This window comes from Janthinobacterium sp. BJB446 (assembly GCF_002735655.1).
Classification (GTDB): Bacteria; Pseudomonadota; Gammaproteobacteria; order Burkholderiales; family Burkholderiaceae_D; genus Janthinobacterium; species Janthinobacterium lividum.
The window spans coordinates 788,817-813,399 of sequence record NZ_PDZK01000002.1; the positions used below are offsets into that span (position 1 = coordinate 788,817).

Annotated in this window: 21 protein-coding genes; 3 read left to right on the top strand and 18 right to left on the bottom strand. The window is 61.7% G+C overall.

Annotated features, from left to right (window positions below):
- Window positions 1-17 precede the first annotated feature (17 nt).
- The 4 genes from secD to queA form a co-directional block, all read right to left on the bottom strand.
- Window positions 18-1,883, bottom strand: coding sequence for a protein translocase subunit SecD (secD, locus tag CSQ92_RS19225; RefSeq protein ID WP_070254791.1), 1,866 nt, complete (start codon window positions 1,881-1,883; stop codon window positions 18-20).
- A 97-nt stretch (window positions 1,884-1,980) separates the two neighbouring features.
- Window positions 1,981-2,313, bottom strand: coding sequence for a preprotein translocase subunit YajC (gene yajC / locus CSQ92_RS19230; RefSeq protein WP_034778948.1), 333 nt, complete (start codon window positions 2,311-2,313; stop codon window positions 1,981-1,983).
- Window positions 2,314-2,509: 196 nt separating this feature from the next.
- Window positions 2,510-3,649, bottom strand: coding sequence for a tRNA guanosine(34) transglycosylase Tgt (gene tgt / locus CSQ92_RS19235; RefSeq protein WP_034745502.1), 1,140 nt, complete (start codon window positions 3,647-3,649; stop codon window positions 2,510-2,512).
- Window position 3,650: 1 nt separating this feature from the next.
- Window positions 3,651-4,706 (bottom strand): tRNA preQ1(34) S-adenosylmethionine ribosyltransferase-isomerase QueA, encoded by a 1,056-nt coding sequence (queA, locus tag CSQ92_RS19240; protein WP_099395065.1) that lies wholly within the window; start codon window positions 4,704-4,706, stop codon window positions 3,651-3,653.
- Between the two features lie 178 nt (window positions 4,707-4,884).
- Here queA and recG point away from each other — a divergent pair, with 178 nt between their 5' ends.
- Window positions 4,885-6,987 carry an ATP-dependent DNA helicase RecG gene (gene recG / locus CSQ92_RS19245; protein ID WP_099395066.1) on the top strand — a complete coding sequence of 701 codons (2,103 nt, stop codon included), beginning with the start codon at window positions 4,885-4,887 and terminating at the stop codon, window positions 6,985-6,987.
- Window positions 6,988-7,103: 116 nt separating this feature from the next.
- On the opposite strand, the gene CSQ92_RS19250 is transcribed toward recG, so the two are convergent.
- From CSQ92_RS19250 to CSQ92_RS19300, 12 genes are all read right to left on the bottom strand, one after another.
- Window positions 7,104-7,595, bottom strand: a complete 492-nt coding sequence (locus CSQ92_RS19250) for an REP-associated tyrosine transposase (protein ID WP_099395067.1) — start codon at window positions 7,593-7,595, stop codon at window positions 7,104-7,106.
- A 205-nt stretch (window positions 7,596-7,800) separates the two neighbouring features.
- Window positions 7,801-7,926: a hypothetical protein gene (locus CSQ92_RS29450; protein ID WP_257219282.1), complete on the bottom strand. Its 126-nt coding sequence runs from the start codon at window positions 7,924-7,926 to the stop codon at window positions 7,801-7,803.
- The gene (locus CSQ92_RS19255) at window positions 7,926-9,140 is read right to left on the bottom strand and encodes an MFS transporter (protein WP_099395068.1); all 1,215 of its coding nucleotides are present in this window, start codon (window positions 9,138-9,140) and stop codon (window positions 7,926-7,928) included. The genes CSQ92_RS29450 and CSQ92_RS19255 overlap by 1 nt, the downstream gene beginning before the upstream one ends.
- The gene (locus tag CSQ92_RS19260) at window positions 9,137-10,141 is read right to left on the bottom strand and encodes a Gfo/Idh/MocA family protein (protein ID WP_099395069.1); all 1,005 of its coding nucleotides are present in this window, start codon (window positions 10,139-10,141) and stop codon (window positions 9,137-9,139) included. Before CSQ92_RS19260 ends, CSQ92_RS19255 begins: the two co-directional genes overlap by 4 nt.
- Before the next feature lies 1 nt (window position 10,142).
- Window positions 10,143-10,961, bottom strand: a complete 819-nt coding sequence (locus tag CSQ92_RS19265; RefSeq protein WP_070254801.1) for a DUF3025 domain-containing protein — start codon at window positions 10,959-10,961, stop codon at window positions 10,143-10,145.
- A gap of 7 nt (window positions 10,962-10,968) precedes the next feature.
- Complete coding sequence (gene pyrC / locus CSQ92_RS19270) at window positions 10,969-12,033, bottom strand: dihydroorotase (RefSeq protein WP_099395070.1); 1,065 nt, start codon at window positions 12,031-12,033, stop codon at window positions 10,969-10,971.
- A 149-nt stretch (window positions 12,034-12,182) separates the two neighbouring features.
- The gene (locus CSQ92_RS19275; protein ID WP_244517445.1) at window positions 12,183-13,631 is read right to left on the bottom strand and encodes an amidohydrolase family protein; all 1,449 of its coding nucleotides are present in this window, start codon (window positions 13,629-13,631) and stop codon (window positions 12,183-12,185) included.
- Between the two features lie 37 nt (window positions 13,632-13,668).
- A complete protein-coding gene (locus tag CSQ92_RS19280) occupies window positions 13,669-14,394 on the bottom strand; it encodes an amino acid ABC transporter ATP-binding protein (RefSeq protein ID WP_070254805.1) in 726 nt (241 codons plus the stop codon).
- Window positions 14,395-14,413: 19 nt separating this feature from the next.
- Window positions 14,414-15,106, bottom strand: coding sequence for an amino acid ABC transporter permease (locus CSQ92_RS19285; protein WP_034778970.1), 693 nt, complete (start codon window positions 15,104-15,106; stop codon window positions 14,414-14,416).
- A gap of 1 nt (window position 15,107) precedes the next feature.
- Complete coding sequence (locus CSQ92_RS19290) at window positions 15,108-15,857, bottom strand: amino acid ABC transporter permease (protein ID WP_034779060.1); 750 nt, start codon at window positions 15,855-15,857, stop codon at window positions 15,108-15,110.
- Window positions 15,858-15,957: 100 nt separating this feature from the next.
- Window positions 15,958-16,914, bottom strand: coding sequence for an amino acid ABC transporter substrate-binding protein (locus CSQ92_RS19295; RefSeq protein WP_034778971.1), 957 nt, complete (start codon window positions 16,912-16,914; stop codon window positions 15,958-15,960).
- A 195-nt stretch (window positions 16,915-17,109) separates the two neighbouring features.
- A complete protein-coding gene (locus tag CSQ92_RS19300) occupies window positions 17,110-18,960 on the bottom strand; it encodes an ABCB family ABC transporter ATP-binding protein/permease (protein WP_099395122.1) in 1,851 nt (616 codons plus the stop codon).
- Between the two features lie 61 nt (window positions 18,961-19,021).
- Between CSQ92_RS19300 and CSQ92_RS19305 the strand changes: the two genes are divergently transcribed.
- Together CSQ92_RS19305 and CSQ92_RS19310 are read left to right on the top strand one after the other, a co-directional pair.
- Window positions 19,022-19,462, top strand: coding sequence for an acyl-CoA thioesterase (locus CSQ92_RS19305; RefSeq protein ID WP_052139932.1), 441 nt, complete (start codon window positions 19,022-19,024; stop codon window positions 19,460-19,462).
- Between the two features lie 42 nt (window positions 19,463-19,504).
- A complete protein-coding gene (locus CSQ92_RS19310; protein ID WP_099395071.1) occupies window positions 19,505-21,094 on the top strand; it encodes an alkaline phosphatase D family protein in 1,590 nt (529 codons plus the stop codon).
- A 3-nt stretch (window positions 21,095-21,097) separates the two neighbouring features.
- Here CSQ92_RS19310 and CSQ92_RS19315 read toward each other — a convergent pair whose 3' ends face one another.
- On the bottom strand, window positions 21,098-22,780 hold the full coding sequence (locus CSQ92_RS19315) for a long-chain-fatty-acid--CoA ligase (protein WP_099395072.1): 1,683 nt from the start codon (window positions 22,778-22,780) through the stop codon (window positions 21,098-21,100).
- A gap of 55 nt (window positions 22,781-22,835) precedes the next feature.
- Window positions 22,836-24,518, bottom strand: a complete 1,683-nt coding sequence (locus CSQ92_RS19320; RefSeq protein ID WP_070254814.1) for a long-chain fatty acid--CoA ligase — start codon at window positions 24,516-24,518, stop codon at window positions 22,836-22,838.
- Window positions 24,519-24,583 lie beyond the last annotated feature (65 nt).

Sequence of the window (24,583 nt, forward strand, 5' to 3'; positions counted from 1 at the left end):
TAAGGCTGGGCCGTCGCTTATTTGCTGGTGCCCGGCACCCACACCGTGCCGATCGACAAGGTCGTCAGCTTTTTCTTGCGGCCATACCAGAGGTTGACCACGCCGCGCGACACGAACACGGAGGAGAACATCGAGGTCAGAATACCCAGGCAATGCACAACAGCGAAGCCGCGCACGGGACCGCTGCCGAAGGCCAGCAGTGCCAGGCCGACGATCAGGGTGGTCACGTTCGAGTCGAGAATCGTGGCCCAGGCGCGGTCGAAGCCGGCAGCGATCGCCGCTTGCGGCGTATTGCCTGCGCGCAGCTCTTCGCGGATACGTTCATTGATCAGCACGTTGGCGTCAATCGCCATACCCAGCGCCAGCGCGATCGCGGCGATACCTGGCAAGGTCAGGGTCACCTGGATCATCGACAGCAAAGCGATCAGCAACAGCAGGTTGGCGGCCAGGGCCAGCACGCTGAAGGCGCCGAACAGCATGTAGTAGGCGATCATGAAGATGGCGATGGCGATGAAGCCGTACAAGGTCGAGTGGAAGCCCTTGGCGATGTTTTCCGCGCCCAGCTGCGGTCCGATCGTGCGTTCTTCGATGACGGTCATCGGTGCGGACAGGGCGCCCGAGCGCAACAGCAGCGCCAGTTCATTCGCGTTTTCCGCGCCGCCCATGCCGGTGATCTGGAAGCGCGAACCGAGTTCCTGCTGGATGGTGGCAACCGACAGCACTTCCGGCTTGCCCTTTTCAAACAGCACGATGGCCATGCGCTTGCCCACGCGTTCGCGCGTCGCTTCGCGCATCTTGCGGCCGCCGTCGCCGTTCAGGTCGATCGACACGGCCGCCTGCTGGTTCTGGTCGAAACTGGCCGTGGCGCTGGAGATATAGTCGCCCGTCAGGATCACGTCTTTCGCCAGCACGACAGGAACACCCTTGCCAACCGTAAACAGTTCCGAGTTGAATGGAATAGCGCTCGACAGTTCGGTGCCAGGCACGATGGTTTCATCGACCAGGCGCACTTCCAGAGTGGCCGTGCGGCCGATGATGGCTTTTGCGCGGGCCACGTCCTGCACTCCAGGCAATTGCACCACGATGCGGTCAGGACCTTGCTGCTGGATCAGCGGCTCGGCCACGCCCAGCTCGTTGACGCGCTTGGACAGGGTGGAAATATTTTGCTTCACGCCTTCGTCGATGGTTGCCTTCAGGGCGGCCGGCTTCAGGGTGATGTTCAGTTTCAGGTCGCTGCCTTCGCCCGCATCGGCGAACGCCAGCTCCGTCATCTGGTCGGACAACACATTCTTTGCCTTCAGGCGTGTTTCCGCGTCGCGGAAGTTGATCTGCACGCTGTCGCCCACGCGCTCGATGCCGGCGTGGCGGATATTCTTGTCGCGCAACACGCTACGCGCGGCGGACTGGACGCCCTGGACTTTCTTGTTCAGTACGGCTTTCGCATCGACCTGCATGAGGAAGTGCACGCCACCGCGCAAGTCCAGGCCCAGGAACATGGGCAAGGCATGCAGTTTCTGCATCCACATCGGCGTATTGGCTTGCAGATTGACCGTCACGATGAACGCGGGATCGGTGGAATCAGGATTGAGATCCTTTTCCAGCACCAGCTTTGCCTTGAACTGGGTATCGGGATCGGCAAAACGCACGCGCACGGAGGCCAGGTTGCCGGCGCCATCCATGGTGACACCTTCCGACTTGACGTTCTCTTTCGTCAATATTTGCTCGACTTGCGTCATCAGATCGCCCGTCACTTTGACGGTCGACTTGCCGCTGGTTACTTGCAGCGCCGGTGATTCACCGAAATAATTGGGCGCCGTATAGAGTGCGCCCAGCAATAAGGCGACGACGATGATGATGTATTTCCAGGCAGGATAGCGATTCATAGTGATTCAGCGTTCAGTGTTGAGCGTCGGAGGCGTCCCGAGGGGCGGCCGATAGCCGCCCCGGGTCTATCATTGCCGAAGCAATGACAGCGAGGAATTACAGTGCCTTCAGGGTGCCTTTAGGCAGCAAGGTGGTAATGGAGCTCTTTTGCACCGTGACTTCGGTGCCGGTCGCCACTTCGATGGTGACGTAAGCGTCCACTACCTTGACAACACGGCCCAGCATGCCGCCGGCGGTGACGACTTCGTCACCCTTGGCCAGCGCGTCCATCATCGCCCGTTGTTCTTTGGCGCGTTTTTGCTGTGGGCGGATCATCAGGAAATACATGACCACGAACATCAATACCAGCGGCAGGAAGCTGGTCAGGTTGCCGCCGAGGCCCAGGGCTTCGGTTGGGGCTTGCGCATAAGCGTTGGAAATGAAAAACACGGTGACTCCAGTTCTAATCAGTTTGAAAAAATAGCGCTGTATTCTAGCATTGGCTATACGTCATAACCCGAATTGCAGCCATGGCAACTTTAAATGGGGCTAAAAAAGCATTATGCAATGCTTTATCGCCCCAGTCCAAGCACCAATACACAAAACTTCCAGCCATGCTGCCGCCAGAGCTCAAGCTAAGCTTTTCTTAAGTTCCGCGTGCGCGTTCCGCATGGAATTGCAGGGTAAACGCGTGGAAACGGTCTTCGTCCAGCGCCTCGCGCATCTGGCGCATCAAGTCCAGGTAATAATGCAGGTTGTGGATGGTATTGAGGCGCGCGCCGAGGATTTCCTTGGAGCGGTGCAAATGGTGCAAGTACGCGCGCGAGAAATTGCGGCAGGCGTAGCAGCTGCAGGTCTCGTCGAGCGGCGCCTGGTCTTCCTTGTACTTGGCGTTCTTGATCTTGATGTCGCCAAAACGGGTGAACAGCCAGCCATTGCGGGCGTTACGCGTCGGCATGACGCAATCGAACATGTCGATGCCGTTCGACACGCCCGCCACCAGGTCTTCCGGCGTGCCCACGCCCATCAGGTAATGCGGCTTGTTGGCCGGCAGGCGCGGGCCCACGTGGGCCAACATGCGCATCATGTCTTCCTTCGGTTCGCCGACGGACAGGCCGCCGATGGCGATGCCGGGGAAATCGATCTCTTCCAGCTTGGCCAGGGACTCGTCGCGCAGCATCTCGAACATGCCGCCCTGCACGATGCCGAACAGCGCATTCGGGTTTTCACCGCGGTGGAACTCGTCCTTCGAGCGCTGCGCCCAGCGCAGCGACATGCGCATGGACTTGGCCGCTTCCTCGATGGTGGCCGGGCGACCCTGGATTTCGTACGGCGTGCATTCGTCGAACTGCATGACGATGTCGGAATTCAGCACGCGCTGCACCTGCATCGACACTTCGGGCGAGAGGAACAGTTTATCGCCGTTGATGGGCGAATTGAAATGCACGCCCTCTTCCGTGATCTTGCGCATGGCGCCCAGCGAAAACACCTGGAAGCCGCCCGAATCCGTCAGGATCGGCTTGTTCCAGCCCATGAAACCATGCAAGCCGCCGAATTTCTCCATGACGGTGTTGCCAGGACGCAACCACAGGTGAAACGTGTTGCCCAGGATGATCTGCGCATCGATCTCGTTGAGTTCCAGCGGCGACATGGCTTTTACGGAGCCGTAAGTGCCCACTGGCATGAAGATCGGCGTCTGCACGACGCCGTGGTTGAGTTTCAAGGTGCCGCGGCGTGCCTTGGTCAGGCCGCTCGTGTCGGTCTTGAGTAATGTAAATTCCAGCATGTCAGTCTTTCACGGGAGTATCAAGGTTCAGCGCAGCGCGCGATTGCGTGGTGAGCAGCATCGCATCGCCATAGCTGAAGAAACGGTAGTTCTGCGCGATCGCATGCGCATAGGCGCTGCGGATCGGCTCATAGCCGGCAAAGGCCGACACCAGCATCAGCAGGGTCGATTTCGGCAAATGGAAGTTGGTGATCAAACGCGTCACCGTCTTGAAGGCATAACCGGGCGTGATGAACAGGGCCGTATCGGCGCTGCCCGCCACCAGCTGGCCGCTTTGCGAGGCCGACTCCAGCGCGCGCAGGCTGGTCGTGCCGACGGCGACCACGTCGCGCCCGGCAAGTTGGGCGGCGCGCACGGCGTCGACGGTGTCCTGCGGCATGGTGTACCACTCGGTATGCATCTTGTGTTCGGCCAACACCTCGGTGCGCACGGGCTGGAAGGTGCCGGCGCCCACGTGCAGGGTCACATAGGCAAAGTTGACGCCCTTGTCCTTCAGCTGGTCGAGCAGGGCCTGGTCGAAATGCAGGCCGGCCGTCGGCGCGGCGACAGCGCCGGGGACCTTGTTGAACACGGTCTGGTAGCGCGTCTCGTCGAATTCGTCCGCATCGTGTTCGATATACGGCGGCAGCGGCAAGCGGCCATGCGCCTCGATCAGCTCGAACACGTCGGCCTCGAAGTGCAAAGTAAAAAATTCGCCGGCGCGCTGGCCCACCGTCACATCGAAGGCATCGGCCAGGCGGATGCGGCAGCCGGGCGGCGGCGACTTCGACGCGCGCACCTGGGCCAGCACGGTGCGGTCATCGAGCACGCGCTCGACGAGCGCCTCGATCTTGCCGCCGCTTTCCTTGACGCCAAAGAAGCGCGCTTTGAGCACGCGCGTATCGTTCATCACCAGCAGGTCGCCCGCCTGCAACAGCCCGACGATGTCGGCGAATTGACGGTCGACCAGAGCGTCGCCGTCCAGATGCAACAGGCGCGAGGCGCTGCGCTCGGCCAACGGAGTTTGCGCAATGTTTTCTTGCGGCAAATTAAAATCGAAATCGGAAAGCGAATACATGCGTTTTGCTTCAAAAGTACATCAAAAATGATTAGGAGTGCGCAATGGAACATCTGGCACTATACTGTGCGCCTATACAGGCATTACAATAATCCGCCGCAACAATTTACAACTGCGGTACGCACAGGGTGTGCCGGACAACCCTCTATTTTACGCTAGCGGCACAAAAATCTCCGATATGTCCGAACCCAAGCCCGATCTTCCTCCCGCAGCCAAGCCGGCCGCGAAGCCGAAAGCCGTCAAAAAAGTGGTCAGCACGGAAAGCCGGCTGGCCAAACTGGGCTTGCGCACGGATATGGACCTGGTGCTGCACCTGCCGATGCGCTACGAGGACGAAACCAAGGTCTACACGATACGCGACGCCTGCCTGCGCGGCGGCGAGTCGTGGCAAGTGGAAGGCGTCGTCACCAAGTGCGAAGTCAATTTCAAGCCGCGCAAGCAATTGCTGGTGACGATCGCCGACGAAACGGGCAATTTGCTGCTGCGCTTCATGAATTTCTACGGCAGCCAGGTCAAGCAGCTGGCCGAAGGCACGCGGGTACGCGCGCGCGCCGAACTCAAACACGGCTTCTTCGGCGCCGAGATGGTGCACCCGACGTACAAGGTGGTCAACGAGGGCGCACCGCTGCCCACGGCCCTGACGCCCGTGTATCCGTCCGGCGAAGGCCTGTCGCAACACGTCTTGCGGCGCGAAATCGCCGACGCCATGCGCCGCATCGACTGGCAGGATACCTTGCCCGATCATCTGCTGCGCGACATGCAGCTATCGCCTTTCCGGGCCGCCGTGCACCTGCTGCACTATCCGCCGCAGGACATCGATGAAAGCGCGCTGATGGACCGCTCGCACCCGGCCTGGGTGCGCATGAAGTTCGATGAGCTGCTGGCGCAGCAGCTGTCGCTGAAACGCGCCCAGCGCGCGCGCCGCTCGAAAGGCGCCGCCTCGCTGCCCATCGTCGGCACGCTGTCGGATGCCTTTGGCGCCGCCCTGCCCTTCAAGCTGACGGGCGCGCAGGCCCGCGTGCTCGCTGAAATCCGCGCCGACCTGCGCCAGCCGTATCCCATGCAGCGGCTGCTGCAAGGGGACGTCGGCAGCGGCAAGACGGTGGTGGCGGCGTTGTCCGCCACGCAAGCCATCGACAGCGGCTACCAGGCAGCGCTGATGGCGCCCACGGAGATTCTGGCCGAGCAGCACTTCCGCAAGATCGCCGCCTGGATGGAGCCGCTGGGCGTCAAGGTGGCCTGGCTGACGGGCAGCCTGAAGAAAAAGGAAAAGACGGCGGCGCTGGCCCTGATCGAATCGGGCGAAGCGCAGCTGGTGATCGGCACGCATGCGCTGATCCAGGACAATGTGCTGTTCGCCAAACTGGGCCTGGTCATCGTCGACGAGCAGCACCGCTTCGGCGTGGGCCAGCGCCTGACCTTGCGCAACAAGGGCGACAGCGCGGCAGTGCCGCACCAGCTGATGATGTCGGCCACGCCCATCCCGCGCACCCTGGCCATGACCTATTACGCCGACCTGGAAGTGTCCGTGATCGACGAGCTGCCGCCGGGACGCAGCCCTATCGTCACGCGCGCCATCGACCAGAACCGGCGCGATGAAGTCATCGCCCGCGTGTATGCGGCCGCCTTGGAGGGCCGGCAGGTGTACTGGGTCTGCCCCCTGATCGAGGAATCGGAAGCACTGCAGCTGCAGACAGCCACCGACACCTACATGATGCTGGCCGAAGCCCTGCCCGCGCTGCAGGTGGGCCTCGTGCACGGACGTTTGAAACCGGCGGAAAAGCAGGAAGTGATGGACGCCTTCATTGCCGGCCATATCCACGTGCTGGTGGCCACCACCGTCATCGAGGTGGGCGTCGACGTGCCGAACGCTTCGCTGATGGTGATCGAGCACGCCGAGCGTTTTGGCTTGTCGCAGCTGCACCAGCTGCGCGGCCGCGTGGGCCGCGGCTCGGCCGCCAGCGTCTGCCTGCTGCTGTATCAGGGTCCCCTGGGCGGCGTGGCGCGCCAGCGTTTGATGACCATGCGCGAAACGACGGACGGTTTTGAAATTGCCCGCCGCGACCTGGAAATCCGCGGCCCCGGGGAATTCCTTGGCGCGCGCCAGTCCGGCCAGGCCATGCTGCGCTTCGCCGACCTGGAAACGGATCAATGGTTAGTAGATCAGGCGCGCGACGTGGCGCACGACCTGCTGCATGCCACCACGGCGGCTGCCGCGACCACCGTGGAAGCGCACCTGGCGCGCTGGCTGGGTGGGAAAGAGGAATTCCTGAAGGTGTAAATCGGGTGTTGTCGGATTACGCGCTGCGCGCTAATCCGACCTACGCCTACGCACATACGCAAACGGTAGGTCGGATTAGGCCGCAGGCCGTAATCCGACAACACTGTTGGCTTCGTTCACTCCCGCCCAACGCCGGCCACGTCCACACCATCCCCGCCCCAATCCGCGGCACACCATCCCAACGCCACGTACCGGTGAAAACTGGAATGCGGCCAATCCATGACCTTGCTCACAAGCCCATGCTTGACAGGGTTGTAATGGATGTAATCGACATGCTTGGCAAAGTCTCGCGCATCGCGCAAGACGTGTTCCCAATACCGCTGCTGCCAGACATTTTCAATATCGCTGTGCTTGCTGAACCATGTCTTGATCAGCCTCCAGCGCGTCATGAAATCAGCATCACTATCTGGCAAGGTCCAGATGCAGTGCAGATGATCGGGCAGAATGACGATGGCGTCGATATCGAATGGCCGCTGCTGACGCACGGCGCGGACAGCATTCCGCAGTAAATCCACGGCAGTTGCCGACGCAAAGACGGGCCGGCGGTGTGCCGTCACCACCGTGAAGAAAAAGCTGCCGCCTGGCTGGAATGCGCGTCGGTATCGCATAGTTTCATGGGTGTTGTCGGATTACGGCCTTGCGGCCTAATCGCTATGGCTTTTCCTGGTTCCCGATGTTGTCGGATTACGGCCTTGCGGCCTAATCCGACCTACGCACATATGCGGCGGCAGGTCGGGTAGGTCGGATTAGCGTAGCGTAATCCGACTTCCAGCATAATCCGGCTTTTCGCAATCTACCTTGCGCCCGCGCATCCTACATGCACATCCAGAAGCGATTCGCCAGGTCGAGCATGAAGTCGGGCCGCAGATAGGCCAGGAAGACGATGGCCAGCAGCGCGGCGCCCAACAGGCGCCACAGCCATGTGCGCCAGCTGGCCATTATGCGGCCACCGCCGCGCGCTTGACGGCGCGCTCGTCGATGGGCAGGTTGATCAGCGCGGCCAGCAAGCCCAGGCCGATGGTGATCATCCACACGACGTGGTAACTGCCCTGGTGCTCGTACAGATAGCCGCCCAGCCACGCACCGAGGAAACTGCCCACCTGGTGCGAGAAGAACACCATCCCGGCCAGCATCGACAAGTGCTTCACGCCGAAGATCCCGGCGATGATGCCGTTCGTCAGCGGCACGGTCGACAGCCACAGCACGCCCATGGCGGCGGCGAACAGGTACACGGACCACGCCGACAATGGGGCCAGCAGGAAGATGGTGATGACCACGGCGCGCGTCACGTAGATGGCCGACAGCAGATAGCGCTTGGCGATTTTCCCGCCGAATTTTCCCGCGTAGTAGGAGCCGACGATGTTGAACAGGCCGATCAGCGCCAGCGCCGTGACGGCGATGTTCGGATTCATCAGGCCCTGATCCTTCAGGTAGGCCGGCAAGTGCACGCCGATGAAGACCAGCTGGAAACCACAGACAAAATACCCTGCCAGCAGCAGCCAGAACGAGCGGCTGGCGATGGCTTCGCTGAAGGCGGCGCCAACGCTTTGCTGCGGGCCGCTGGCGTGCGAGACGGGCGGCTCGCGCAGATAGAAGGCCATCGGGATCATCGCCAGCAGCACCAGCGCGGCCAGCACATAAAAGGCGTTTTGCCAGCCCACGGCGGAAATCAGTTGCTGCTCGACCGGCATCATGAGGAACTGGCCGAACGAGCCGGCCGCCGACGAAATGCCGAAGGCCCATGAGCGCTGCTCGGGCGGCGCGCTGCGGCCGATGATGCCGCTGATGGCGCCAAAGGCCGTGCAGGCCAGCGCCAGGCCGATGAGGATGCCCGAGCCGACGATGAACAGGGTCGGCTGCGTCACGAGCGCCATCCACACGAGGCCCGCCATGTAGCTGATGGCACCGATAATGACGACGCGCATGGTGCCGAAACGGTCGGCCGCCATGCCGGCGAACGGGCCGAAGACGCCCCACATCAGGTTTTGCATGGCCAGCGCCAGCGAATACGTTTCGCGCGTCCAGCCATTGGCTTGCGAGATCGGCTGCATCCAGAAGCCCAGGCCGTGGCGCACGCCCATCGCCAGGGTCAGGACGACGCCGCTGGCGATGAGGACAGTTTTCAGGCTGGGACGGGATGAGTGCAATGTCATGGAGTTCCTGATGACGCCTGGTCGGCGCTGTAGACGAGGCCTATCTGGCCGCGCATGGTGTCAAGGTTGTGCATCAGCGCCACGCTGTCGGCGTGCGGCATGACAGGGCTTTCCAGCAGGCCGGCGCGGATGCAGCGCATCGCTTCGATGGCCTCGTGCGCGTAGCCATTGCCCAGGTGCGGCGCGGCGACGACGCGGCGTTCGCCATCCATTGCTTCGACGATCAGATGATCGGGCTTGTAAAAACGGTTGGGCAGGCGGATGCGGCCCAGGCTTCCGGAAATGGTCATTTCCGTCGGCGTTTGCGCGCGCAGGCTGCAGGCGCAGGACGAGGTGCCGCCGCCCGCGTGGCGCAGCGAAAACACCACCTGCTCATCGACGCCGGTGGCGCCAAGCTCGGCCAGCGCCTGCACCCGCGATACGGGCCCGAGGAAGAAGGCTGCCATCGACAGCGGGTAGATGCCCACGTCGAGCAGTGCGCCGCCGCCGAGTGCGGGATTGAACATGCGGTGCTCGGGCGGGAAATTGGCGACAAAGCCGATATCGGCCTGCACCTGCTGCAGCACGCCGATTTCGCCGCTGGCGATGATGCGCTGCGCTTCCTGCACGGCGGGCAGGAAACGGCTCCACATGGCTTCCATCAAGAACAGTTTTTTGTCGCGCGCCATATCGACCACGGCCTGCGCTTCGCGCGCGTTCATGGTGAATGGTTTTTCGCACACGACGTGCTTGCCGGCGGCCAGGCACATCAGGGCATTTTCCGCATGCAGGGTGTGCGGCGTGGCGATGTAGATCACGTCCACACCCGCGTCGTCGGCCAGTGCCTGGTAGGAGCCGTGGCAGTGTGCGATGCCGAATTCGGCGCCAAACGCCTGTGCTCCAGCCTCGCTGCGCGAGGCGACCGCCACCAGTTGCGCACCGGGCGCATCGCGCAAGCCATTGGCCATCGCGCGGGCGATCTTTCCGGTACCGAGGATGCCCCAGCGGACGGTATTTTCCATGCTATTGATCTCTTTCTGCGCCAGCCACCTTGCGCTTCGGGCGGAACACCGCCGCGTCATTGTAAAAGTCGTCGTCCTGGCCTTCGCACCAGCCGGGCAAACCGAGCACGGGCAGCGGCGTGAAGTCCGCCGTGGTGAGGCCTTGTTGCGCCAGGTCTTGCGCCACCCGCTCGTCGAGCCAGGCGCGCCGTGCCGCATCGTCGAGCGCAAAGTAGGCGTCGCCGGCGAAGATCACGCGCGTGTGCGCCGTGATGGCCTTGCGCGGCGCCACCAGTTTTTCCATCAGCGCATGGCCGAACAGCCAGATATCGGCGTCGCCGCCCGCGCCAAACCTGTCGCGCTGCGCGATAAACGCGCTGCGCCAGTCATGCCCGCGCAACGCCGCTTCCAGCATGCGCCCCGCATCGCTGTCGCGCAGCACCAGCAAGGCGGAATTTTCGTCAAAAATCGTCGCGCCATCGCGCGCGGGACCGCGCGATTTGCCGACGCCGGACAGGGCGATCTGCGCCGCCTGCAGCGCATTCAATTGCCGCTTGATGCGCGGGAAGGTGAGCCACACGAGCGCGTTGAAAAAATCGTGCAGATTGTCGCGCGTGGGCACGCCGCCCGTCGCGCCGATGAACTCCTCGTAGGCCACGCCTTCGGGCAGGTCCGCTTGTGGCACGAAGGCCAGCGGCAAGCCGGACGGATTGCGCAAGTCCAGCGCCCTCGCCCGTCCGTTCAGCGCGGCGATCACCGTGTCGCGCTGCAGGTCCAGCTGCCGTCGCGCCGGCAGCACCGTGGCAAACCAGGGGCGGCTCCAGTCTATCGATGGCAGCATGGAGTGATTACACCATTTTCCAGTTGATCTGCTCGCCCGCATTGAGCGGAATCACGTGGCTGTCGCCCAGCGGCAGCGACGCCGGCAAGGTCCAGCTTTCGCGCTTCAGGGTAATGGTGTCCGTGTTGCGCGGCACGCCATAGAAAGCCGGGCCGTGGAAGCTGGCAAACGCTTCCAGCTTGTCGAGCGCGCCGGCCCGCTCGAACGCTTCCGCATACATTTCCATTGCGTGCAGGGCCGTGTAGCAGCCGGCGCAGCCACAGGCCATTTCCTTGGCGCCTTGCGCGTGCGGCGCCGAATCGGTGCCGAGGAAGAAGCGCTCGTCGCCGCTGGCGGCGGCCGTCATCAGGGCCAGGCGATGCTCTTCGCGCTTGAGGATAGGCAGACAGTAGTAATGGGGACGGATGCCGCCCTTGAAAATCTCGTTGCGGTTGTACAGCAGATGGTGCGCCGTGATGGTGGCGGCGATCGGGCCTTCCGCTTCGGCCACGTACTGCGCCGCATCCTTGGTGGTGATGTGCTCGAACACGACGGACAGGGCCGGGAAGGCGCTGCGCAGCGGACGCATCACGCGCTCGATGAAGACGGCTTCGCGGTCGAAAATGTCGATTTCCGGGTCCGTCACTTCGCCGTGCACGAGGAAGGGCATGCCCACTTCCTGCATCACTTCGAGCACCTTGTAGCAATTCTTCAAATCCGTCACGCCCAGGTCGGAATTCGTCGTGGCGCCAGCCGGATACAATTTGACGGCCTGCACGATGCCACTATCTTGCGCGCGGCGGATTTCGTCGGGCGAGGTGTTGTTCGTCAGGTACAGCACCATCAGCGGATCGAAGTTCACGCCTTGCGGCACGGCGGCCAGGATGCGCTCGCGGTAGGCGCTAGCATCGGCCGTGGTGGTGACGGGCGGTTTCAGGTTCGGCATGACGATGGCGCGGCCGAACTGACGCGCGCTGTGCGGCAGCACGCTGGCCATGACGGCGCCGTCGCGCAGGTGCAAATGCCAGTCGTCAGGACGGGTGATGGTGATGGAAGATGGAACGGCGGCTGGGGTGTGATCGAGTGTGGACATGGCGGCTGCTCTCAGGCGGTCATTGCGGATAGCGCCATTTTACCAGCCGCGGGGCGGCTTCGCAGTCAATGGACGCCTGCGCCTGCTGCCTGCCTGACAACAAAACGGCCGGTATCACCCGGCCGCTTGCGGCATCAGAACGAAGAACATCAGGACTTGGCCGGCGCCGTCTCCTGTTTGGCCACCCAGGCGCGAATATCGGCCAGCATCCGGTCCAGCGCGGCGCGGTCGTACACGTGGCCGCGGCTGACCACCAGGCGGATCTGGCGCGTGGCGCCGATGTCCTGCAGCGGGTTCGCGTCGAGCACCAGCAGGTCGGCCGCCTTGCCGGCCGCCACGCTGCCGTAGCGATTCAGCTTGCCCAGGAAGCGGGGTCCGTTGATGACGGCCGACTGCAAGGCTTGCTGCGGGGTCAGTCCATACTGCACGTACAGGCCGATTTCATCGTGCAGGGCCTGGCCAGGATAGTCGAAGGAATTCAAGAATCCCGCATCGGTGCCGGCGATGATGCTCATGCCCTGCTGCTGCAAAATCGGCAGCAGCTTGGCCGATTGCTCGAACTGCGCATGGCGCTGGGCGATGGCTTCCGGGCCATCCTTGGCGGCGCGCTGCACGCGCCAGTCGTAGGTGGCGCGCAAGCCCTTGCCGATGTATTGCAGGGCCGGATCGTGCGTGTGGTCTTCGCGGTCCAGGTAGGCCGTCACGCGCGAACCCCACAGGGTCGGCACGATGGCCGTGCCGCGCGCAGCCAGGTAGCTGAAGGCCTTGCGCGCCGTCGGCTCGTCGTAGCTTTGCAAGCTCTCGCGCATGGCTTCCTTGCCCGTCATCGCGCCGGCGGCCACCTTGGCCGTCAGCTCCTGCTCGCGCGGCGTGGTGGCGCGCAGCAAATACGATTGATGTTCGATCGTGCCCAGGCCCGCATCGGCCATCTGCCCCAATGTCAGCTGCACGGGGATATGGCCCGAAGTGCGCATGCCCCGTTCGCGCGCCTGGCGCAGCGCTTCCAGGTACAGCTCCGGTTTCAGGGTATTTTCCGTGATCTTCACGAAGTCCACCTGCTGCGCCTGCAGGCCGTCCAGCGCGCGCGTGACTTCCTGCGGCGTGCCCACTTCGATGGTGCCCTTCCACAGCGGCTTGATGCCTTCCAGTTTCGCGCCAGAGGTAAAAATCGTCGGGCCTTGCAGCTGGCCCGCATTGATCTGCTGGCGCCACGCCAGCACCGTGTCGGGCAAGTCGCCCGAGCAATCGCGCACCGTGGTGATGCCATGCGCCAGGTACAAAGGCAGCAGCTGCTTGTTCTCGTCGATCAGCTCGGGGCCGCCGCCAAAATGCACGTGCGTGTCCCACAGGCCCGGCATCAGGTATTTGCCGGGCAGGCGGATAGTCTGCTTCGGCGCGTAGCTGCGCAGCTGCGCGTCATCGACGACGGCAACGATGCTGTCGCCCTTGAGCAGCACGGTCTTGCCGCTGATGGTGCTACCGGCGGCAACGTCGATCAGGGTGGCGTCGCGCAGGGCGATGTCGACGGCGATCCTGTCTGCCGCGTGGGCATGGGCAAGCAGACCCAGCGCCAGCATGGCGCCGGCTATTTGTTTCATGTCAGGCATTCGTACTCAACTTCAAAGTGATGGAAAATTAGTGGATGATCTTGGCGAGGAAATCGCGCGCGCGGTCCGAGCGCGTCGTGTTGAAGAAGTCATCCTTGCTGCAATCCTCGATGATCTTGCCCTGGTCCATGAAGACGATGCGGTTGGCGACTCTTTTTGCAAAGCCCATTTCATGGGTGACGACCATCATCGTCATGCCTTCCTGCGCCAGCCCCACCATCACGTCGAGCACTTCGTTGATCATCTCCGGGTCGAGCGCCGAAGTCGGCTCGTCGAACAGCATGGCGATGGGGTCCATCGACAGCGCGCGGGCGATCGCCACGCGCTGCTGCTGGCCACCGGACAACTGGCCGGGGAACTTGTCCTGCTGCGACAGCAGGCCCACGCGGTCCAGGTATTGCAAGCCCTTGGCATTGGCTTCGTCGGCGCTGCGGCCCAGCACCTTGATCTGGCCGATGGTGAGGTTTTCGCGGATCGACAAATGCGGGAACAGCTCGAAATTCTGGAACACCATGCCGATGCGCGCGCGCAGTTTCGACAAATTCGTTTTCGGATTGTTGACGGTGATGCCATCGACGATGATCTGCCCCTGCTGGATCGGTTCGAGGCCATTGACCGTTTTGATCAGGGTCGACTTGCCGGAGCCGGACGGGCCGCAAATGACCATCACGTCGCCCTTGGTGACGTTGGTGGTACAGTCGGTCAGTACCTGGAACTGGCCATACCATTTGCTGACGTTATTGAGTTCAATCATCTTGTTCTTTCTTTTTCGGTTAGCGAATGATGGCGACGCGTTTCTGCAGGCGTTTTACCAGGAACGACAAGGCATAGCACAGCACGAAGTACACGACGGCGACAAACACATACATCTCCACCAGGCGGCCGTCGCGCTGGGCGATCTTCGAGGCGGCGCCGACGAAATCGGGGATCGACAGCACGTACACGAGCGACACGTCCTGAAACAGCACGATGGTTTGCGTCAGCAGCACGGGAATCATGTTGCGGAAGGCTTGCGGCAGCACGATGAAAGCCATGGTCTGCGAGTAGTTCATGCCCAGTGCCTGGCCGGCCCACACCTGGCCGCGCGGGATCGACTGTATGCCGCTGCGCATGATCTCGCAATAATAGGCCGCCTCGAACATGATGAAGGTGATCAGCGCGGAGGAAAACGCGCCCACTTTCACGGGCTCGTTCGCGCCGATGACCCAGGCGGCGATGTACGGCACCAGGAAATAGAACCAGAAAATCACCAGCACCAGCGGGATCGAGCGTATCAGGTTGACGTAGGTCGACGCCACGCCCGAAATGAGGCGACTGCCGGACAGGCGCATCAGCGCCAGCAGGGTGCCCAGCACGATGCCGCCCACCATGGACAGCGCCGTCAGTTTCAGGGTAAACACCATGCCGGTTTGGAACAGGTAGACCCATGAGCGGGAGATGACATCGAAGTCGAAGTTACCGAACATATCAATGTCCTCCCGTCTTGGCGCCGGCGACGATGAAGCCCGGGATGGCGACCTTTTTTTCGATCAGGTGCATCAGCACCACCACCAGCAGGTTGACGACGACGTAGATGATGGTGGCGGCCGAAAACGCTTCGAATACCTGGAACGAGAATTCCTGGATCGCGCGCGCGCTGGCCGTCAGTTCGATCAGGCCGATGGTCAGTGCCACGGAACTGTTCTTGATGATGTTCAAAAATTCGCTGGTCAGCGGTGGCATGATGACGCGCGCGGCCATCGGCAGCAAAATGAAGCGGTAGGTTTGCGGCAGGGTCAGGCCCAGCGCCGTGCCGGCCAGTTTCTGCCCGCGCGGCAGCGCCTCGATGCCCGTCGTGACCTGCACGGCCACGCGCGAGGAAGTAAAGAATCCCAGGCACAGCACGGCCGTGACGAACGGCGCATTTGGCAGCGACTTGACCCAGGCGCCCAGGTCGGGCGGCAGCAGTTCCGGCATGACGAAATACCAGAGGAACATCTGCACCAGCAGCGGCACGTTGCGGAACAATTCGACGTAGGCATTGGCCACGCCCACCAGCCATTTGTTCGGCAGGGTGCGGACGGTGCCGATCACCAGGCCCAGGATCAGGGCCATGATCCAGGCCGTACCGGCCGTGGCCAGGGTCCAGATCAGGCCGGACCACAGGGTGTCCATATACGTGCCCACGCCATCGGGAGAAATCTCCCAGAAAATGCGCCAATTCCAGTTGTAATTCATGATCATCCTTCGCATGCAGCCCGAGGACAGCGGCCAGCCGGCCGTCCGTCCCGCAAATAAATCGGGAGGCTTGCGCCCCCCGATTTGTTACGCACTCTTGTTACTTTTTCCGTTTGTCCGAAGTCTTCTGCGCTTCGGGCACGGCCGCATAGGCAGCCGGGTCACCGGAGTCGGTCGGATTGGTAAACACGGCCTTCAATTGCGGCGGCATGGGGAATTTCAGGTTGATGTTTTTCGGCGGGATGGGCGAGGTAAACCATTTCGCGTAAATGCGGTTGATGTCGTCGCTCTTGTACAGGCGGATCAGCGCATCGTCGACCACTTTCTTGAAGGCCGGATCGCCCTTGCGCAGCATGATGCCGTACGGCTCTACCGACAGCGCTTCCTTGGTGATTTCGTAGTCGTTCGGGTTTTTCGAGTTGGCCACTTGCGACGCCAGCAGGATATCGTCGTTGGCTTCGGCCACCGCGCGGCCCGTTTCCAGCATCAGGAACGATTCAGGATGGTCCTTGCCGACGGCAATCGTCATGCCCAGGTTTTTTTCCTTGTTCAGGATGGTCATCTGCTTGATGGTCGACGTGCCGGCCGTGGCGACCAGCGTCTTGCCGCGCAAGTCTTCCAGCGTCTTGATGTTCGAGGATTTTTTCGACAGCACGCGGTTGCCGATGACGAACATGGTAGGGGCGAATGCCACCTGCTGCTGGCGCTCCAGGTTGTTCGTCGTCGAACCGCATTCAAGGTCGATGGTGCCGTTGGCCATCAGCGGGATGCGGTTGGCCGACGTCACGGGGCTCATCACCACTTTCAGTTCGCTCAAGCCCAGGTGCTTTTGCAGGGCCGTGACGACTTTCATGCACAGGTCGATCGAATAACCCTGGTATTGCTGTTTGTCATCGAGATAGGAGAAGGGAACGGAGCCGTCGCGCACACCGAGGGTGACGGAACCGGCTTTCTTGATCTTGGCCAAGGTGCCGGTCAATTCCTGAGCCTGGACTGGCGACATGCTGCTGATGACACCGACGCTGAGCAGCGTGGCGATGATTTTGGTCAATTTCATAAATTCTCCTGGGCGGACAAACCGGATGGACTCCGAACGAAACAACTGTGGTGCAGACGCCACCAATGGAATTAATTTTATTTCATTTTCAGCGCTGGACTAGCCGTTTTCTGCGATTGCCCTCAAATAGGCGCTATACGCGCGCCTGAATCAGCGCGGCTGTAGCATTTTTCCTACTGATTTCCCCTTCCCGATTTATTTTGCCGGCGCCAGCCCCGCCAACTCCTCTTCTTGCGCCTCATCGTCCATATTCGCCTGCTGGCGTTGCCACATCTGCGCATACAAGCCATTCGCAGCCAGCAATTGCGGATGCGTGCCCCGCTCGACGATGCGGCCATGGTCGAGCACCAGGATTTGCTGGGCGTCGGCCACCGTCGACAAACGGTGCGCAATGACCAGGGTGGTACGGTTCCTGGCGATGTCCTTCAGCTGCGCCTGGATGGCCTGCTCGGCCTTCGAATCAAGCGCCGAGGTGGCTTCATCGAAGATCAAAATAGCCGGGTCTTTCAGCAAGGTGCGGGCAATCGCCACGCGCTGCTTTTCACCGCCCGACAGTTTCAGGCCCCGCTCACCCACCATGGAGCTGTAGCCATCTGGCAAGCTTTCAATAAAATCATGGATCGATGCCGCTTTGGCGGCCGCCACGATGGCATCCTTGCTGGCGCCCGGCTTGCCATAGGCGATGTTGTATTCGATGGTGTCGTTGAACAGCACCGTGTCCTGCGGCACGATGCCGATGGCCGCGCGCAGGGAATCCTGCGTGATGCCGCGCAAGTCCTGGCCATCGATGGTGATGCCGCCGCCATCGACTTCATAGAAGCGGAACAGCAAGCGCGACAGGGTCGACTTGCCCGAGCCGCTATGCCCCACCACGGCCGTGGTAGTACCGGCGGGGATCTGGAAATCCACGTCGAACAGGATTTGCCGCTTGGCTTCGTAGCTGAAATCCACATGGTCAAAACGCACGGCTGCGCCCCGCGTGACGAGCGGCTTGGCTTCCGGCGTGTCGGCGATTTCGCGGTTTTCATTCAGCAAGGAAAACAGGCGTTCCATGTCGGCCAGGCTTTGCTTGATTTCGCGGTAAATGACCCCTAAAAAATTGAGAGGAATATACAGCTGGATCATGAAGGCATTCACCAGCACCAGGTCGCCCAGGGTCATCGTGCCGGCGATTACGCCCACCGTGGCGCGCCATAAAATCAAGGTGACGGCTGTGGCGATGATCAAGGACTGGCCCGTATTGAGCAGGGACAGGGAAGTCTGCGATTTCACGGCCGCCGATTCATAGCGCTGCAAGCCTTCGTCGTAGCGCTTCGCTTCGTAATCCTCGTTGCCGAAGTATTTCACGGTTTCATAGTTGATCAGCGAATCGATGGCCTTGGTATTGGCTTTTGAATCGAGGTCGTTCATGGTGCGGCGGAAATGCGTGCGCCAGTTCGTCACCAGCACGGTAAACGCGATATACGACACCAGCGCCACGGCCGTGATGACGGTGAACCAGATGTCGTAATGCAAGACCAGGTAGCCGAGCACGAGGGTGATTTCCACCAGGGTCGGCAAGATGTTGAACAAGGTATAGGAAATGAGAGAGCCCACGCTGCGCGTGCCCCGTTCGATGTCGCGCGTCATGCCGCCCGTCTGGCGGTTCAAGTGAAAGCGCAGGGACAGCGCATGCAGGTGGCGGAACACTTGCAGCGCGATGGTGCGCACGGCCCGTTGCGTGACCCGCGCAAACAGGAATTCTCGCAATTCCGTAAACAGGGTGGTCGACAGGCGCAGCAAGCCATATGCCACCAGCAAGCCGACGGGCAGCACCAGCAGCGCCTGCGGATGGGCCGCCGTGATCGTCATGGCGTCGACGAGTTTTTTCAGGATCAGGGGCACGCCCACGTTGGCCAGCTTGGCGCCCACCAGACATAGCAGCGCCAGCAGCACCCGCCATTTGTAGACCCACAGATACGGCAGCAAGGTCTTGATGGTGGCGAAATCGCTGTGGCTGGCGGAAGCTGGCGAGCGGGGAGGAGGGGGAGTCTGGGAACGGCGCATGGCGAAGGTCGGCTTTTTATGGTTCAATCGGGGCAATTGTAGCCTTTCATGAGAATAAAAGATGAGCACCTCCCCCGACCGCCCCGACAACTGCCTCGCCTCCGGCCTGCCCGCCGGAAAAATGCCGGAATTGCGCATGATGCCCGCGCCGTCCGACGCCAATGTGTACGGCGACGTGTTCGGCGGCTGGATCATGGCGCAGGTCGATATCGCCGGTTCCCTGCCGGCCACGCGGCGCGCCAACGGCCGCGTCGCCACCATTGCCGTCAATTCCTTCGTCTTCAAAAACCCCGTCTTCGTCGGCGATCTGCTCTCCTTCTACGCCGACATCGTCAAGGTTGGCAATACCTCGATCACCGTCAATGTCGAGGTGTATGCCGAACGCAACCGCCTGCAGGCGTGCATCGTGAAAGTCACGGAAGCAACCCTGATCTACGTGGCGACGGACTCCGACCGCAAGCCGCGCAAGGTGCCGCCCATCGAGACCTTGCTGTCGCCTTGATTGTCGCTGTTACATTAATCCCACGTTTTATTTTCAGACGGCATGGATAGCCAGCGCCGCATCTTTCTGCAGAGCGCCGCGCGCATCGGTGCGCTGGCCGCCGCTGGCAGCGTGCTGTCCGGTTCCAGTGCGGGCGCCGCCACGCGCCTGAATGGCGCCGGCTACCCGTTTGCGCTCGGTGTCGCTTCCGGTTCGCCCTTGCCGGATGCCGTCGTGCTGTGGACACGCATCTGCTACGACCCGCTGCACGCGACCGCCACGCCCGCCATAGCCCTGAACGTGCGCTGGGAAGTGGCTGACGATGAAGGTTTTCGCCGCATCGCCGCCAAGGGCCAGGCCACAGCCACACCCGCCCTCGCGCACAGCGTGCACGTCGACGTCGGCGGTTTGACACCCGGGCGCTGGTACTGGTACCGCTTCATGCTGGGCGACGCCGTCAGCCCCGTGGGCCGCACGCGCACGGCGCCCGCCGCCGATACCCTGCCCGCCTCGCTGAAACTGGCCGTCGCCTCGTGCCAGCACTGGGAATTCGGCGCGTATGCGGCGCACCGGCACATCGCCGCGGCCGCGCCCGACCTGGTGGCATTCCTCGGCGATTACATCTATGAATGGGGTCCGTACCAGTTGCAGCATCCGAGCCGGGCCGTGCGCACGCATGAAAGTTTCAGCCTGGACGACTACCGCGCCCGCTACGCACAATACAAGAGCGACCGCGACTTGCAGGGCGCGCACCTGGCCGCGCCATGGATCGTCACCTGGGACGACCATGAAGTGGCCAACGATTACGGCAATGACCGCGACGAGTTGCTCACGCCCACCTTTTTGCGGCGCCGCGCGGCCGCCTACCAGGCGTTTTATGAACATATGCCGCTACGGCTGCTGCCGCTGGGACGGCGGGGCTTCGTCGACATGCGCATCTACCAGCGCTATGACTGGGGCAGGCTGGCGCGCTTTCACGTGCTGGACGACCGGCAATACCGCGCCTATCACGCGTGCGCCAGACCGGGTCGCGGCGGCTCCAATTCCGTCACCACGCGCAACTGCCCCGACCTGCTGAAACCGCAGCGCACCATGCTGGGCGAGGAACAGCAGCGCTGGCTGCAAGCCGGCCTCGATGATTCTCCCGCGCGCTGGAATATCCTGGCCCAGCAAACCCTGATGGCGCAATCGAGCCAGGTGCCCATCCTGCGGCCCGGCGACGAACGCATCTGGACCGATGGCTGGGACGGCTATCCGCTGGCGCGCCAGCACCTGCTCGACGCCTTGCGCAGCAGCAAGGCCAGCAACCCGCTGGTGCTGTCGGGCGACGTGCACACTTTTTACGCCACGGAACTGAGCCGCAATGCCATGCGGCCCACCGGCAAGGACAATCCCGTGCTGGCCACGGAGTTTTGCGGCACCTCCATCACCTCGAGTTCCCGCCCGCAGGCGCGAACGCAGCAGTACGTGGCGATGAACCCGCACATCCGTTACGGACGCAGCGACAAGCGCGGCTATATGTGGATGGAAATCACGCCGGAGAAAACCACGACCCTGTTCCAGGGCCTGGAGAACGTGCGCGACAGCACCTCTGCCATCGCGACACTGGCCAGCTTTGTCGTGCGCGACGGCAGGGCTGGCTTGCAAAGCTGAAGCCTAGGCAACCTTCTTTTCATCGCGCAATTGACGGCGCAAGATCTTGCCGACATTGGTCTTCGGCAACTCATCGCGGAACTCGATGTATTTCGGTTTCTTGTAGGCCGTCAATTCATGCTTGCAATGCTCGCGGATCTGTTCCACCGTCAGGTTTGGATCCTTGCGCACGACAAACACTTTCACGGCTTCGCCCGCGTTGGCATCCGGCACGCCGATGCATGCGCACTCGAGCACGCCCGGGCACGAAGCGACCACGTCTTCCACTTCGTTCGGATACACATTGAAGCCGGACACGATGATCATGTCTTTCTTGCGGTCCACGATCTTCACATAGCCACGCTCATCCATGACACCCACGTCGCCCGTCTTGAAGAAACCGTCGGCCGTCATCGACTTGGCCGTCTCGTCCGGACGCTGCCAGTAGCCCGCCATCACTTGCGGGCCGCGCACGGCGATCTCGCCCGGCTCGCCCAGCGGCACTTCCACGCCATCATCGTTCAGGATCGCCACTTCCGTCGAAGGGAAAGGCAAGCCGATGGTGCCCGTAAATTCCGTGATATCGACGCGGTTGCCCGTCACCACGGGTGAAGTTTCCGACATGCCATAACCTTCGATCAGCGGGCAACCCGTCAGCTTCAGCCAGCGCTCGGCCACGTTGCGCTGCAAGGCCATGCCGCCGCCATTGCACACTTTATAGCTGGAGAAATCGAGCTTGGCGAAGTCGGCATTGTTCAGCAGCGCGTTGTACAAGGTATTGACGGCCGGGAAGACGACGATCTTGTGCTTGGACAATTCCTGGACGAAACCGGGGATGTCGCGCGGGTTGGGAATCAGCACGTTCAAGCCGCCCACGCGCATGCCCATCAGGGCGCTGACCGTCAGCGAATAGATGTGATACAGGGGCAAGGCGCACATGAATCCCATCGAGGTGGCGCGCATTTCCTTGGTCATCACGGGTGAAATCCACGCCTCGTTTTGCAGCACGTTGGCGATCACGTTACGGTGCAACAACATCGCGCCTTTCGACACGCCCGTCGTGCCGCCCGTGTATTGCAGGAAGACGATATCGTCATGCCCCTGCTGCACCGGCGTCAGGCTCAGACGTGCGCCTTCGGTCAGCATCTTGTTGAAGCTGATGGCGCCCGGCAAGGAAAACGCGGGCACCATTTTCTTGATCTTGCGCACGACGAAGTTGACGATGGTGCCTTTCAAGCCACCGAGCATGTCGCCCATGGTGGCGACGATCACATGCTTGACCTGGGTATGCGGCAGCACCTGCTCGACCGTGGTGGCGAAGTTTTCCAGCACGATGATCGCTTCGCTGCCCGAATCGACCAGCTGATGCTGCAATTCACGGGGCGTGTACAGCGGATTGACATTGACCACCGTGTAGCCGGCGCGCAGGATCGCCGCCATCGCCACCGGATACTGCAGCACGTTCGGCAGCATGATCGCCACGCGCGCGCCCGTCTTCAGGCCCTTGCTTTGCAGCCAGGCTCCCATCTGCAGCGACAGCTTGTCGAGCTCGCGATAGGTAAGGAATTTATCCATGCACACGAAGGCGTTGCGGTCCGCATATTTCTGGAACGACTCTTCCAGCAAATGCGTGACGGAACGGTATTGCGTGCAATCAATCTCTGCGGGAACGCTGTCCGGGTACGACTTCAACCAAATCTTGTCCATCTCGCCTCATCTTTATCTGTAAAAGGGATGCGCCTCCTGGCGCATCCCACACTGTTTATGTTGCTATCTTCGTTTCGTCACGCAGGGCGCGACGCAAAATCTTGCCGACGTTGGTCTTCGGCAGCTCATCGCGGAACTCGATGTATTTCGGCCGCTTGTAGCCTGTGAATTGTTCCTTGCAATACGCGGCCAGCACTGCCTGGGTCAGGTTCGGATCCTTACGCACGACAAATACTTTCACGGCCTCGCCCGAGTGTTCGTCCGGCACGCCCACGCAGGCGCACTCGAGCACGCCCGGATGGGCCGCGATGACGGCTTCCACTTCATTCGGATACACATTGAAGCCGGAGACGAGGATCATGTCTTTCTTGCGGTCGACGATCTTCACGTAGCCGCGCTCATCCATGATGCCCACGTCACCGGATTTAAAGTATCCATCAGGCGTCATGACCTTGGCCGTTTCGTCGGGACGGTTCCAGTAGCCGCTCATCACTTGCGGGCCGCGGATGGCGATTTCACCCGTCTGCCCCAGCGGCACTTCCTTGCCGTCATCGTCGAGGATGGCGATATCGGTCGACGGAATCGGCAAGCCGATGGTGCCGGAGAACGCCGTGCTGTCAGCGCGGTTGCAGGTAGCGACAGGCGACGTTTCCGACAGGCCATAGCCTTCGATGATGGACACGCCCGTCACTTGCAGCCACTTGTCGTTGACGGCTTGCTGCACTGCCATGCCGCCGCCATTGGCGATCTTCAAGCCCGAGAAATCAAGCTTGGCGAAATCAGGGTGGTTCACCAGCGCGTTATACAGCGTATTGACCGCTGGCAGCAGGTTGAATTTGTACTTGCCCAGCTCCTTGATCAGGCCCGGGATATCGCGCGGATTCGGGATCAGGATATTCAGCGCGCCCACGCGCGTGCCCCACATGGCGCACGCCGTCAGGGCAAAGATATGGTACAGCGGCAAGGCGCAGACGATGATCAGCTGCTCCTTGCTGTTCTGGTCGAGCGCCGCGCCCGACCACGCTTCGCTCTGCAGCACGTTGGCGATCACATTGCGGTGGCTCAAGGTCGCGCCTTTCGACACGCCCGTCGTGCCGCCTGTGTATTGCAGGAAGGCAGCGTCATTGATGCTCAGCTCGACAGGCGTGAGTTTCATGCGGCTGCCCAGCGCCAGCGCCTGCTTGAAACGCATGGCGTTCGGCAAGGAGTACGCGGGCACCATCTTCTTGACGTTACGCACGACAAAATTGACGATCATGCCCTTCAAGCCGCCCAGCATTTCGCCCATGCTGGCGACGACGATGTGCTTGACGGCCGTCTTGCCCAGCACTTGCTCTAACGTATGGGCAAAGTTTTCCAGCACGATGATGGCTTCGCTGCCCGAATCATTGAGCTGATGTTCGAGTTCGCGCGGCGTATATAGCGGATTGACGTTGACCACCGTGTAGCCGGCGCGCAGGACGGCGGCAATGGCCACCGGATACTGCAGTACGTTTGGCATCATCAGAGCGACACGCGCGCCCTTCTTCAAGCCACGGCTTTGCAGCCAGGCACCCAGCTGGCGCGAATAGGTGTCGAGTTCGGCATAGGTGAGAAATTTGTCCATGCAGACATAGGCATTGCGATCCGCATATTTTTGAAACGCTTCTTCCAGCAAATGTACCAGCGAACGATATTGATCAGGATTGATGTCGGCAGGTACGCCGGGCGGGTACGACTTCAGCCAAATTTTGTCCATCCTGTGCCTCTTGTCTCGAACAATCGTGGGGGAGCCGGCGCACCCTGCCGGCGCGGATCATTGCT

Bases quoted from the DNA above. Each gene is read 5' to 3' on its own strand.
- secD (WP_070254791.1), bottom strand. From the start codon at position 1,883: ATGAATCGCTATCCTGCCTGGAAATACATCATCATCGTCGTCGCCTTA.
- tgt (WP_034745502.1), bottom strand. From the start codon at position 3,649: ATGCTGGAATTTACATTACTCAAGACCGACACGAGCGGCCTGACCAAG.
- queA (WP_099395065.1), bottom strand. From the start codon at position 4,706: ATGTATTCGCTTTCCGATTTCGATTTTAATTTGCCGCAAGAAAACATT.
- recG (WP_099395066.1), top strand. From the start codon at position 4,885: ATGTCCGAACCCAAGCCCGATCTTCCTCCCGCAGCCAAGCCGGCCGCG.
- CSQ92_RS19250 (WP_099395067.1), bottom strand. From the start codon at position 7,595: ATGCGATACCGACGCGCATTCCAGCCAGGCGGCAGCTTTTTCTTCACG.
- CSQ92_RS29450 (WP_257219282.1), bottom strand. From the start codon at position 7,926: ATGGCCAGCTGGCGCACATGGCTGTGGCGCCTGTTGGGCGCCGCGCTG.
- CSQ92_RS19255 (WP_099395068.1), bottom strand. From the start codon at position 9,140: ATGACATTGCACTCATCCCGTCCCAGCCTGAAAACTGTCCTCATCGCC.
- CSQ92_RS19260 (WP_099395069.1), bottom strand. From the start codon at position 10,141: ATGGAAAATACCGTCCGCTGGGGCATCCTCGGTACCGGAAAGATCGCC.
- CSQ92_RS19265 (WP_070254801.1), bottom strand. From the start codon at position 10,961: ATGCTGCCATCGATAGACTGGAGCCGCCCCTGGTTTGCCACGGTGCTG.
- pyrC (WP_099395070.1), bottom strand. From the start codon at position 12,033: ATGTCCACACTCGATCACACCCCAGCCGCCGTTCCATCTTCCATCACC.
- CSQ92_RS19275 (WP_244517445.1), bottom strand. From the start codon at position 13,631: ATGAAACAAATAGCCGGCGCCATGCTGGCGCTGGGTCTGCTTGCCCAT.
- CSQ92_RS19280 (WP_070254805.1), bottom strand. From the start codon at position 14,394: ATGATTGAACTCAATAACGTCAGCAAATGGTATGGCCAGTTCCAGGTA.
- CSQ92_RS19285 (WP_034778970.1), bottom strand. From the start codon at position 15,106: ATGTTCGGTAACTTCGACTTCGATGTCATCTCCCGCTCATGGGTCTAC.
- CSQ92_RS19290 (WP_034779060.1), bottom strand. From the start codon at position 15,857: ATGAATTACAACTGGAATTGGCGCATTTTCTGGGAGATTTCTCCCGAT.
- CSQ92_RS19295 (WP_034778971.1), bottom strand. From the start codon at position 16,914: ATGAAATTGACCAAAATCATCGCCACGCTGCTCAGCGTCGGTGTCATC.
- CSQ92_RS19300 (WP_099395122.1), bottom strand. From the start codon at position 18,960: ATGCGCCGTTCCCAGACTCCCCCTCCTCCCCGCTCGCCAGCTTCCGCC.
- CSQ92_RS19305 (WP_052139932.1), top strand. From the start codon at position 19,022: ATGAGCACCTCCCCCGACCGCCCCGACAACTGCCTCGCCTCCGGCCTG.
- CSQ92_RS19310 (WP_099395071.1), top strand. From the start codon at position 19,505: ATGGATAGCCAGCGCCGCATCTTTCTGCAGAGCGCCGCGCGCATCGGT.
- CSQ92_RS19315 (WP_099395072.1), bottom strand. From the start codon at position 22,780: ATGGACAAGATTTGGTTGAAGTCGTACCCGGACAGCGTTCCCGCAGAG.
- CSQ92_RS19320 (WP_070254814.1), bottom strand. From the start codon at position 24,518: ATGGACAAAATTTGGCTGAAGTCGTACCCGCCCGGCGTACCTGCCGAC.